Source organism: Paenibacillus sp. sgz302115 (genome assembly GCF_056120445.1).
In genome coordinates this window covers 476,888-489,098 of sequence record NZ_JBVYOK010000001.1, presented here as the reverse complement: position 1 = coordinate 489,098, position 12,211 = coordinate 476,888, and the positions used below count along the sequence as shown (strand labels likewise).

General features: G+C 49.5%; 10 protein-coding genes. All 10 read right to left on the bottom strand.

Annotation, left to right across the window (positions count from 1 at the left end):
- Positions 1 to 350: 350 nt before the first annotated feature.
- Positions 351 to 971, bottom strand: a complete 621-nt coding sequence (kdpC, locus tag AC0LWN_RS02185) for a potassium-transporting ATPase subunit KdpC (RefSeq protein ID WP_474663003.1) — start codon at positions 969 to 971, stop codon at positions 351 to 353.
- Between the two features lie 39 nt (positions 972 to 1,010).
- A complete protein-coding gene (gene kdpB, locus AC0LWN_RS02180; protein WP_474663002.1) occupies positions 1,011 to 3,038 on the bottom strand; it encodes a potassium-transporting ATPase subunit KdpB in 2,028 nt (675 codons plus the stop codon).
- A gap of 16 nt (positions 3,039 to 3,054) precedes the next feature.
- Positions 3,055 to 4,731, bottom strand: coding sequence for a potassium-transporting ATPase subunit KdpA (gene kdpA, locus AC0LWN_RS02175; protein WP_474663001.1), 1,677 nt, complete (start codon positions 4,729 to 4,731; stop codon positions 3,055 to 3,057).
- Between the two features lie 30 nt (positions 4,732 to 4,761).
- Positions 4,762 to 4,839 (bottom strand): K(+)-transporting ATPase subunit F, encoded by a 78-nt coding sequence (gene kdpF / locus AC0LWN_RS02170; RefSeq protein ID WP_474663558.1) that lies wholly within the window; start codon positions 4,837 to 4,839, stop codon positions 4,762 to 4,764.
- Between the two features lie 363 nt (positions 4,840 to 5,202).
- Entirely contained in the window at positions 5,203 to 5,376 is a 174-nt protein-coding gene (locus tag AC0LWN_RS02165) for a hypothetical protein (protein ID WP_474663000.1), read from the bottom strand.
- A 214-nt stretch (positions 5,377 to 5,590) separates the two neighbouring features.
- The gene (gene map / locus AC0LWN_RS02160) at positions 5,591 to 6,337 is read right to left on the bottom strand and encodes a type I methionyl aminopeptidase (RefSeq protein ID WP_474662999.1); all 747 of its coding nucleotides are present in this window, start codon (positions 6,335 to 6,337) and stop codon (positions 5,591 to 5,593) included.
- A gap of 256 nt (positions 6,338 to 6,593) precedes the next feature.
- On the bottom strand, positions 6,594 to 7,289 hold the full coding sequence (locus AC0LWN_RS02155) for a response regulator (protein WP_474662998.1): 696 nt from the start codon (positions 7,287 to 7,289) through the stop codon (positions 6,594 to 6,596).
- Positions 7,282 to 9,933, bottom strand: a complete 2,652-nt coding sequence (locus tag AC0LWN_RS02150; protein ID WP_474663557.1) for a DUF4118 domain-containing protein — start codon at positions 9,931 to 9,933, stop codon at positions 7,282 to 7,284. The genes AC0LWN_RS02155 and AC0LWN_RS02150 overlap by 8 nt, the downstream gene beginning before the upstream one ends.
- Before the next feature lie 135 nt (positions 9,934 to 10,068).
- Positions 10,069 to 11,130, bottom strand: coding sequence for a DUF1835 domain-containing protein (locus tag AC0LWN_RS02145; protein WP_474662997.1), 1,062 nt, complete (start codon positions 11,128 to 11,130; stop codon positions 10,069 to 10,071).
- A gap of 100 nt (positions 11,131 to 11,230) precedes the next feature.
- Positions 11,231 to 12,052: a methyl-accepting chemotaxis protein gene (locus AC0LWN_RS02140; RefSeq protein WP_474662996.1), complete on the bottom strand. Its 822-nt coding sequence runs from the start codon at positions 12,050 to 12,052 to the stop codon at positions 11,231 to 11,233.
- Positions 12,053 to 12,211: the final 159 nt, after the last annotated feature.

Sequence of the window (12,211 nt, the reverse complement as noted above, 5' to 3'; positions counted from 1 at the left end):
TTCCGTTCTCGCCCAGGGCAATAGCTTACAGATTTTTTTAATCAGGAATAAATAACTGAGGTGGAATTTCTCCACTTCATTCCGCTGAGTGACCTCCCCCTGGATGTTTAGTGGGAAAAACACCACTTATTTCCTTGTAAAATCATTGTTTGGATGGAAATGGAGAGAATTAAGTCTACTTTTTCCATCTAATCACCAAAAAGTCGGTGAAATTCACAAATTAGGTTTCCTTTTTCCACTTCATCCAATCTCGCGGTTCATTCCGTAAGCGATTACCCTGCGTTCTCGCCGCTCATGCTTGAAATCTCAAATGAAAACTACCCTGTCCGCTTCGGACAGGGTACAGCCGGCTATTTCGCCGACATTTCCATTAAAGCCATATTCAGCTTCAGCACATTGACCCGTTCCTCGCCAAATAATCCGAGATCGCGGCCTGTGGTATATTTCTTCACTAATGCTTCCAGTTTATCCTCCGAAATTCCTGTCAGTTTGCTGATTCTGGGAATCTGTACAGTGGCGGAAGCCGGGGTGATATCCGGGTCCAGGCCCGAGCCTGAATTCGTCACCAGATCAACCGGCAGTTGATTCACTGGAACATCAGGGTTATCCTGCTTCCACTGGGCGATTGAATCGCGTGTGCGCTGCAGCATATCAGGATTCGATGGTCCATAGTTGTTCGACCCCGAAGCCTCTGCCTTGTAATCAATGCTGGATACGCGCCCGTGGAACAACGCCGGATTCGTAAAGTTCTGTCCGATTAGTCCAGAGCCAACCACCTGGCCCTCGCTGTTCTTCAGCAGGCTGCCGTTTGCCTGGGAAGGCATGAGCACCTGGGCAATGGCCGTGGAAGCCAGCGGATATACAATTCCGCAGAGTACAATGAACACTACGCTTAGCCTAACTATACTTATCCAATAAGAACCTTTTGACTCCTGTTCCTGTTCAACTGGTTCTGAATTGATAGTTCCCATTCTTTACTTCATCCTCTCTCTCACCCTTATGTCTATCCGTCAAATCCAAATACTGACCAGCAGATCAATCAGCTTAATGCCCACAAACGGAACCAGAATTCCTCCCAGCCCATAGATGAAAATATTCCGGCGCAGCAGCTTGGTAGAGCTCATTGGCTTATAGGATACACCTTTCATCGCCAGCGGAATAAGCAGCGGGATGATAATGGCGTTAAAGATCAGCGCCGAGATAATCGCAGAGCTTGGCGACCCCAGCCCCATTACGTTCAGCACATTCATCTCCGGAATAGCGAGCGTGAACATCGCGGGAATGATGGCAAAATATTTGGCAATATCATTCGCAATACTGAAGGTCGTCAGGGCGCCACGGGTCATCAGGAGCTGCTTACCGATAGCCACAACCTCGATAATCTTAGATGGGTCGGAGTCCAAATCGACCATATTGGCAGCTTCCTTGGCGGCCGATGTGCCGCTGTTCATCGCAAGACCCACATCCGCCTGTGCCAGTGCGGGCGCATCGTTCGTGCCGTCGCCTGTCATAGCTACCAGCTTGCCCTCGGCCTGTTCACGGCGGATAACCTCGATTTTATTCTCCGGCGTGCTTTCGGCAATAAATCCGTCCACCCCGGCTTCGGCGGCTATTGTCGCGGCAGTAAGCGGGTTGTCACCGGTACACATAATGGTCTTGATACCCATTTTGCGCAGTTCGTCGAACCGTTCCTTCATCCCCGGCTTAACCGTGTCCTTCAAATAAATAAGCCCGTAAATCCGGTTGTCTACTGCCACGGCAAGCGGGGTCCCCCCTTTACCGGCGATCTCGTTAGAGCATTTATCCAGGTTGTCCGGGATCAGCCCTCCCTGCGAAGATACCCAGCGTTTAATGGAGTCTACAGCTCCTTTGCGCACCATGCGGCCGTCCTTCAAGTCCAATCCGCTCATCCGCGTTTCGGCGCGGAATTCAATGAACTGTCCTTCCAGTGCGGAATCGTAGCTGTGTCCTTGCTTTTTGACAAGTTCAATGACGGAACGGCCTTCAGGCGTCTCATCCTTCAGGGAGCTGATTGCCGCCCACACAGCCAGTTCTTCTGCACTTTCCTTGCCCACAGGAACAAATTCGCTTGCCATACGGTTGCCGTAGGTGATTGTGCCTGTTTTATCGAGAATCATCGTATTGATGTCTCCAGCGGCCTCAACCGCTTTTCCTGACATGGCAAGCACGTTGAACTGAGTCACCCTGTCCATGCCCGCAATACCGATGGCTGACAGCAGACCGCCGATTGTCGTTGGGATCAGACAGACCAGCAGCGCGATCAGAACCGGGATTTCCAGGTCAACATTCAGATAAGATGCAATCGGACGCAGAGTGACAACCACAATCAGAAAGATAATCGTCAAGCTGATTAAAAGTGTGCTCAGCGCAATTTCATTCGGCGTCTTCTGCCGTTTAGCCCCTTCGACTAGTGAGATCATCCGGTCGAGGAAGGACTCACCTGGATCACTTGTAATCCGCACTTTAATCTCATCACTGACAACCCTTGTGCCGCCTGTGACCGAGTTGAAATCTCCGCCCGCCTCTTTAATAACGGGAGCCGATTCCCCGGTAATCGCTGATTCATCTACGGAAGCCAGTCCTTCAATGACCTCACCGTCGCCGGGAATCAATTCACCCTGGCTGACGACAACAACATCACCCTTGCGCAGCTCGGAAGAGGCAACAGTTTTGATGGCTCCGCCCACCAGCTTGTTTGCGGAAATATCCTGTTTCGTTTTCTTAAGCGTATCGGCCTGCGCTTTCCCCCGGCCTTCCGCCAGCGCTTCCGCGAAGTTGGCGAACAGGACGGTAACCAGCAGGATGAAGAACACCGTAATATTGAAGCCTATGGAATCTTCGGCATTGAAATACTCAGGCGCAAGGACCATCAGCAGCACAATAAAGGTTCCAATCTCAACGACGAACATGACCGGGTTCTTCATTAAGGTCATCGGGTTCAGCTTCAAGAAGCTGTCCTTGACCGCACTTTGTATGATAGGACCTGTCAGCAGCTTTTTTCTTGGTACAGTACTCATTGTGTTCTCCCTCTTCCTAACGTAAGGTCAAATATTCGGCAATCGGACCGAGGACAACGACCGGCAGAAAGGTCAGCGCGCCGATGATCAGCACCGTACCGATCAGAATACCGGTAAACAAGCCGTTGTCTGTGCGGAAGGTGCCAATCGTTTCAGGAACCGGCTTCTTGCGGATCATGGAGCCGGCAACCGCGAGCATCGCAATAATGGAGACATACCGTCCCAGCAGCATTACGATCCCGGTGGTAATATTCCAGAACGAAGTGTTGTCCGCCAGCCCTTCAAAACCCGAGCCGTTATTAGCGGCAGAGGAGGTATATTCATATAACACCTGTGTCAACCCGTGAAAGCCCGGATTCGAAATAGCGCCTTTACCCAGCTCGGTCAGGAAGGCTCCGGCAGTCGGTGCCAGAATAATCAAGGGATGAATCAGAATGGCGATCGCAATCAGCTTCATTTCCCGTGCTTCAATCTTCCGTCCCAGGAATTCCGGCGTTCTGCCAACCATAAGCCCGCAGAGGAAAACCCCCAGAATGGCATACATCAGCATGTTGACCAGACCGACGCCTTTGCCTCCGAACACGTTGTTCAGCATCATCAGGGCCAGCGGAGTAATGCCGCCGAGCGGTGTGAGAGTGTCATGCATATTGTTAACGGAACCCGTTGTCGCCGCGGTTGTCACAGTGGTGAACAAGGCACTCTGCGGGATGCCGAAGCGAACCTCCTTGCCTTCCATACTGCCCTGCGAAGCATTGATTCCCATCGCATTAATCGCCGGATTCCCCTGGGTTTCGGCATAATAGTTCAGCCCCAGCAGCAGCACGAACAAGGTCATCATGGCGCTGAAGATCATCCAGCCCTGGCGTTTGTTTTTGGCGAACAGTCCGTACATATAAGGCAAGGCTGCCGGCAGCGTCCACATCGACAGGATTTCAATGATGTTGGTCAGCGGCGACGGGTTCTCAAAAGGATGCGCAGAGTTCGCCCCGAAAAATCCGCCGCCGTTCGTTCCCAGATGCTTGATCGATTCCAGTGAGGCTACAGGTCCGATTGCGATCTGCTGTGAAGCTCCTTCCAGCGTTGTTACCTGAAGAGTAGGCTTTAGTGTCTGCGGAACCTGCAGCGCCACAAGCACTAGTGTAATCAGCAGCGCAAGCGGGAGGAATACACGGGTGATCGCCTTCACGAAGTCTTCGAAGAAGTTCCCCACGCTATCCCTGCCGGTAATGCCTCTCACAAAAGCTACGGCTACAGAAAATCCGCTCGCTGCCGAAGTGAACATCATCATGGTGATGACCGCCATTTGCGAGAAATATGATAGGCCGGTCTCACCGCTGTAATGCTGCAAGTTAGTGTTGGTCATGAAGCTGATTACCGTATTGAACGAAAGTGTCTGTTCCATCTTGCCGGTTCCATTCGGATTAAGCGGCAATGCGCCTTGCAGGCGAAGGAACAAATAGCTGAAGGCGACCAGTACGATGTTGGTTGCCAGAAAGCTGATGGCATACCTCTTCCAGGACATTCCCTTGCGGTTGTTCAGCCCGCTTAGCTTGAAGATCCCCCGTTCAAAACCACCGAATATCCGGTCTGTCCGGTTCGGTTCATTTGAGAATACATGATATAAATAAGTTCCTACTGGCTTAACCAGCAGCAGTAGTATGGCAATGACAGCAATGATTTGCACTATACCCACGGATGCTCCTCCTTAAATGTAAAAGCTGACTTAGAATTTCTCCGGATTAATCAAGGCGTAAATCAAATACAGAAACAATAACAAGGTTGCTATAATGACCACCGTCATTGCCCGGTTCCTCCTTTATCATCAACAGCCTTCCCGCACCACAGTACAAATGTGTAAAATAAAACGAATAACCCGGCCAAAGCCGCCACCATATACACATCCAGCATCGCTTTTGCCACTCCCCTCTCTCTACTTTCTTCTGCTCTCCAACTCTTTTATTCTTCCGGTTTAGCGTAACATTTCTCCCATTAGTTCAGGGTTAGAGTTTTCATGAGCAGATAAAGATTGCATTAAGATGCGCTAGAAACATTCTCATAAATCAGCTTTTTCAAAATATAAGAATTTATATGTTTCACACTATAAATTATCCTTATATTTCTCGCTGAAACGGATACCGTCCTTTTATGGACGGCGTAGCCGTTTCTACTTGCCCTTGCGGGAGATGTCCCGGACAAATTCTTCAGCCGCTTTACTGACGTTCTCATCCTCATAGCTGTCAGTGCTATGCAAATCGAAATAGTCGAATATTTTTTTAATGCTATACAGCAGCACCAGCATGAGCGATACAAGACCGGTATTTTTCAAAATTTCATTCATACAAAAGACTCCCTCTCCCTTATTCTTGGTTTACGGGTATAGCGTATCACTCCCGCCATTAGTTAAGGGTTAGGGTTTCTATGAGCGGATAAAGATTGCATAAAGACCTGGAAACTGAAACAGCGACAGCCAAGGACGAGAAAATAAAGTCCTGGACTGTCGCTGTTTTATTGAGCTTACATGCTCCGTTAGCACGGATTCTTCATTTGTTGCGCTATACTGCAGTCAAGATAATCGGCTGATCCTTTGTAATGATAATGGTGTGCTCATGCTGTGCCACAAAGCTGTTGTCCGGTACACATAACGTCCATCCGTCCCCTTGCTCATCGGCATACCTTGCCCCTGTAGATAAAAAGGGCTCGATTGTAATGACCATCCCCTCTTTCAATCTCCGTTTATCGTGCTTGTTATATACGGGTAGAATCTCGCTTGGGGCCTCATGCAGAGATTTCCCGACACCGTGGCTGCACAGATTCTCAATGACAGTATAGCCGCCTTTTTCAGCCTCGCTTTCAATGATCCTTCCGACTTCGTTCAATTTCACACCAGCTTTAAGCGAAGAGATTACTTTCATCATCGTGTCGTGTGTGTATTGGCACAAACGCATTAATGACGGCTCGTATGGAGCTATCGGAAAAGAATGTCCCGAGTCCGCATAATAGCCGCCCAATTCAGCCGAAACATCAATGTTTACTAAATCACCCGGTTGAATGATCCGATTGCCCGGTATTCCGTGGGCAACTTCGTGGTTAATACTAATACAGGTGTTACCAGGGAAATTGTAGGTTGCTTTAGGTGCTGGCACAGCCCCATGTCTTTTCAGAAACTCTCCTCCAATTTCATCTAATTCCCTGGTCGTAATTCCGGCGCGCGCGTGACTTTTCATTTCTTTTATAGTCATCGCGACGATTCTGCCAATTTCCTTCAGGCCATCAATATCGTCTTGTGATCCTATTGTCATACAAGCTCCTCCATAATCCAGATTAATTGATTATAACATAATATTCCATGTCCGTTGGGGACAACCCCTCGTTTTTTGCGCAGGATCAACATGAGCGTTTGTTGTGGACGCTCCGCGAACGGACCGTTGTTTGGGTCGCTGTTGTCCCCAGATTTTATTTATTCTCCTTAGCGGTGAAAATCCGGGGACAAAGGCGACCGCTGCCGCTTTTCCACAATCAGTCCGTCCTCTCCGCTGCTTTGAGCTGAAAAAGTTTCTACACCTGAAGCATCCGATACCCCACGCCAATATGCGTCTGGATGTACTTTGGCTGCGAAGGCGTTTTTTCTATTTTTTTTCTTAAGGTTGCCATAAAAACACGCAGCGCCGGAATGTCATAGGTATGCGTGCCCCAGATTTCATGCAGGATATAATTATGCGTCAGCACCTTGCCTACATTTTTTGCAAGCAGGCATAACAGCTTATACTCAATGGGAGTCAGATGAATCTCTTCGGCATCCAGCCATACGCAGCCTGCTGCATAATCAATTTTCAGGCTGTCATTGGTAAATATGGAGGCATCCTTCTGCAGCTTATCCGTGTCATTACGGATGCGCCGCAAGGTCACCCTTAGCCTGGCCAGCAGCTCTTCCACGCTGAAGGGCTTGGTCAGATAATCGTCCGCACCTGCATCCAGCGCATCAATTTTATCCCGGTCCTCACTGCGTGCGCTGACTACAATAATTGGGATATTCGACCAAGACCGGACTTTGGTAATGATATCCACGCCGTCCATATCGGGAAGCCCCAAATCCAGAATCATAATGTCCGGCTGTCTGGAGGCTGCCTCCAGAATCGAAGCAGCCCCCGTTTCAGCCGTGTGATATTTATAGCCCTGTGTCTCCAGGGTGGTAGTAATCAGCTTGCGGATCGGTTTGTCATCCTCTACAACAAGGATCAAAGGCTTATTCATGCACACTCACCTCTTCAGCCTGCAGGGTAAAGCGGAATACTGTACCTTGCGGGAAATTATCATGTACCTCAATAGTGCCGCCGTGGGCAATAATGATGGATTTGCACAAAGCAAGCCCGAGACCTAAGCCTCTCCGGCCATCCCCACGGATATTGTCAGCCGTATAGAACATATCGAACAGTTTCGCCTTGGCCTCATCAGAGACACCGGGTCCGTCATCGGCCACAAGCACAACCACTAGATCCTCTTCACGCCGCGCCGAGACCGTGATATGCGAGCCATATTGCGTATATTTTATTGCATTGTCCACAATATTGATGAGCACCTGAACGATGAGCCGGGAGTCCATTTTTGCCATGATCAGCTCGTCATTCGCCACAGACTTAATATGATGGTCCTTACTGTCGCGGTTGATGTGAAGCAGCGCTTCCGCAATGACCTCCTCGAGCAGCTCCGGCTGTAAATTCAAATTTAATGTGCCGTTATCAATACGGGTTATCGACAGCAGGTTCTCAACCAGATTATTGAGCCACATGGACTCATCATAAATATCCGTGTACAGCCCTTGCTTCTGCTCCTCACTCAGCACTTTGGAGTTTCCGATGAGAATTCCCGCATTGCCGGAGATGCTGGTCAGCGGGGTACGTAAATCATGGGAAATGCCCCGAAGCAGGTTGGCGCGAAGCTGCTCCTGTTGAATCTGCATGGATATTTCTTTTTGCTTCTCGTTCAGGTGTTCCTTCTCCAGCGCCAGCGCACACTCTCCCAGCATAGCAAACATGAGGCTTTTCTCAAAAATCCCCAAAGGGTCCTCCTGCTCCATAACAATGGCCGCTACCGCAAAAACAGAATCGCCTCCCCGTACCGCGTGGTACAGGCAACTGGCCGCTGAGAAGGTGTCCGTAGTCGCTCCGGCGCGCTTGTTGTTCTTGTATACCCAGTCAGCAACCGCACGCTCATTATCTTCCGTATAAATCAGCGGATCAACAGCCGATTCTTCTTTTGCATAAATGAGCGGCTCAGCCAAGGAATTCTCCCCAACCGGATAAAAAATAACTGTTCTGTCTAGCAGCTTCACCATTTGATGCGCCGTTTCGTTAATGATTGCAGGTGTGTCTTTCGCCTGCTGCAGCTTACGGCTCGTTTCTAATAGCACCTCAGTGCGATAGGCCTTTTGCGCGGATTGACGGGCCTGTTCTTTTACACGCATGGTCAGAGTACTTGAGATGAAGGAAGCTGACAGCATAACCAAAAAGGTTACCGGATAACCCGGATCATAGGCGGTCAGTGAATAGTAAGGCTCAGTAAAAAAATAATTGAAGACAAGCACGCTTAATACCGAAGTTATCGCGCTATATATCCTGCCCTTGGTAATAATAGCACTCAGCAGAACACCCAGAATATACACCGTGATAATGTTCGCTTCCCGAAAACCCAGAAATTGGAACCAGAGTCCGATCAAGGTGCAGCCAGCCAATATTCCCACGGTGTTGACTGTGTCCACCAATGAGAAATTTGGGGATTTTCTATACTGGGGGAACCATTTGTAGAAGGATGGCTGAGTGTCAGGGATGATATAAAAATCAATATTCGGCGAAGAGGCGGTCAGCCGATCCACGACATTTGGTTTGGCAAACCATCTTTTTTTGTTGTTATGGGAACGTCCCATAACGATTTTTGAAACCCGGCTGGTTCTGGCGTATTCAGCAATCTGCCCCGGGATATCCTCCCCGTACACCGTTGCAAGCTGTGCTCCAAGCTGCTCGGCCAGCCTAAGGTTCGCCCTTAGCTCTGTCTTGTTTTTTTGGGTCAGATGCTTGTTCTCCGGTGTTTCCACATAGAGTGCTGTGAAATTCCCGTGGAACGCATCGGCCATTCTCGCAGCAGTGCGGATAACCTTTTTGTTGGTTGCAGCCGAAGACAGGCACACTAAGATATGGTCTTTCGTATAGTACTCGTTATTTTGCTCCTCTGCACTGATTTGCAGCGCGATCCGGTTCAACTGCTTCGCCGTGTAACGCAGCGCGATCTCACGCAGGGCGATCAGTTTTTCTTTGCTGAACAAATGCACATGCTCGTTCTGAGCCGGTTCATCCTGATAAATCTTCCCTTTGTTCAAGCGCTCCATCAAATCATCAGGTTCAATATCGACCAGCTCAATCTGCTCGGCGCTTTCGAATACGCTGTCAGGAATGCGTTCATGCACAGAGCTGCCGGTAATGGCGGCGACAACATCATTCAAGCTTTCAATATGCTGAACATTAACAGTAGTATATACGTGAATTCCTGCCCGGAGAAGCTCCTCAATATCCTGATATCTTTTTTTGTGCCGTCTGCCGTTAGCATTAGAGTGGGCGAGATCATCCAACAAGATCAGCTCCGGTCTCCGGCGAATCGCACGATCCAGATCAAATTCTTGGATAACAGCACCGTTAAGGGGGATTTCCAGTGGCGGAATTTGCTCCAGTCCCTCTGTAAGAACTGCCGTTTCCGGCCTTTCATGGGACTCGATAAAACCTGCGACCACATCGCTCCCGTTCTTTTGCTCCTCCTGTGCGGCATTCAGCATGGCGCAGGTTTTGCCGACACCCGCCGCATAGCCGAAAAATATTTTAAGCCGTCCGCTTTTTTTCTCCGCAGGTATGTCTGAAGTCCGATGAAGCAGGAATATCCCCCCCTTTCTGAATTTTAGCGCTAGTATATCACGTGAAAAATCAGCATAGTGTTACAACTTTGGCCGTAGCATTAAGATTGCATTAAGATCGTATTAAGATAGAAGTTATTTCGCCATATCTTTTCTGCGTCTGACACTGTAAAATCTCATAGCCGCCGGCACGCCTTTTATTTCGAGGATTCCGTCATAGATCATCTGTCTAAGCCGGTATTCAAAGTAAGCATCACCGATATATTGCTCACAGTAGGCAATGGCCTCTCCGATCAGCCGGGCTGATTTGAGAAAGCCGTTATCGCCGGCAGGTGGCTTAAGCTTATCCAGATTGTCCAGCAAATAATTATCAAAATAATCGGCAGGTACCTGGACCACAGCACCGTCACGCCAGATTCGCAGTACTCCGGCCCGCCCGGTGATGGCTTGCCACTCCCGCTGCAATTGCTGGACTAGGGCATTATCCAGTCTCCCGCTCCCATCCATATGTAAAAGCGCATCGCAGAGCTTGTCTGCCGGAATCTCCCCTGAGTACCGATACTCTATAGAGGCATCCGGCCGATTGTACAGCTCCTGGGCTACAGCACAAGCATCATATACTGCAAGCACATTGCTTGTGCCATGCAGCAGATGGAGCATGTGCCGCATGGCCGTCTGCTCAGTGGCATTATTGCTCGTCCATATAACAACCTCTGCCTGTTGCGGTATGCACTCTATCCTGCCTTGAAGCTCATTATATTCTTCTTCAAATTCAGAGTAAGCTTCCACAGCACCGGCGATATTATCACGGAACCAGGTACTCCGTGCTTGTCTGCCTTCAGGAGAGTCCAGCTCCAGGAGCGGGCCGATGGAATAGTTTTCTCTGAAAACTATCAGCTTATGTGTCTCTTCCCAGCCAAGACCAAGAAGTGCCTGTTTCAGGCTGCCTGCAAAGGAGTCGCCGTATACGAGATGAACATGAGTGCAGTGCGGCACCGGGTCCCAGCGATTTCTTTTTTCCTGCAGCCCAATAAGCTCATCGTACAGCTCAATCAGTTCGGCTACCGGCGCTTCAGCCGGCACTTCCTGTTCCTTCAGCAGCCGGATCTGCGCCAGTATGAATCGGAGATACGGCTTGAGCTCGCCTTCCCGCAAGCTATCCGTTGCCCTTATGATCTCTTGCAGCCCATTTCTCATTTGATCTCCTCCCAAAACGTAAGTCGCTCTATTCATTATAAGCCAACCCCCGGAAAGAAATCATCCCGGGGGTTGGCTTACAGGTACGTTATGGAAGGCTCTATTGAATAATGGATGAAATGAAACGCGTCATCTCGCTGCTGGTCTCATTCAGACGTTCAATAACATCGCTGAACTCGGTGACAAGCTCGGCCTGTTCATGAGAGGAAGCGGCAATGGCTTCGATTTCCTTCTCCATCAGTTGAATGGAACGCTGAACGAGGCTTAGCGATTCTTCAATGGACTTGGTCGCTTCCTTCGTATTGACCGACAGCTTGCGGACCTCTGCTGCCACTACACCGAAGCCTGCCCCCTGCTCACCGACGCGGGCCGCTTCAATAGCCGCATTCAGGCCAAGCAAGTTCGTCTGCTCGGAAATCTCACGGATGAAGCCGGCCACTTTGCTTACCTGCGTGGACTCTTCTACTGTCTTTCGTGAATTCTCCAGGATTTGTGCCGTGGTAGCCGACAGCTCTTCAGACTGGGCAGCCACGTTCTGGACCATATCGACCAATTGGCCGCTGATCAGGTTAATGCTCTCGGTCAAATGCTCCATCTTGTCTTCGTTCTCCAAGGTATAGGCAATCGCAAATGCGCCGATGACTTCCCCTTCCCCATCGAGAATCGGCACTGCGGAGGAAATCACAGTGGACCCATATAATTCAGGCGACAGGCGATTTGTCGTTGCGCGTCCTGCAAGGGCATTCCCGAGCGACGGATCATCCGGCGGAATGGGACTTCCTTTGGTCAGCCCGAAGTCGAGCACCTTGCTGGGTGCGTAATAATGAAAGATTTCCTTATCCGTAATTCCAATCATAATATCCTGGGAATGAATCTGCTTAAAAAAAGGTGCGGCCAATACTAGTGCAGTCAAATTATCCATAAGGCATCTCCTAAATGTGAATATTTATAATTATTATCGACACATTTTGGATTTTATTTAGCAAAAATTATGAACAGGGCAGTCCACGAAGCGCATAAAGCCGGTTAAAGCCTCGTTTCTTCAGTAGCCGCGCAGCCTTTTTGCTTTTATACAGGCTAT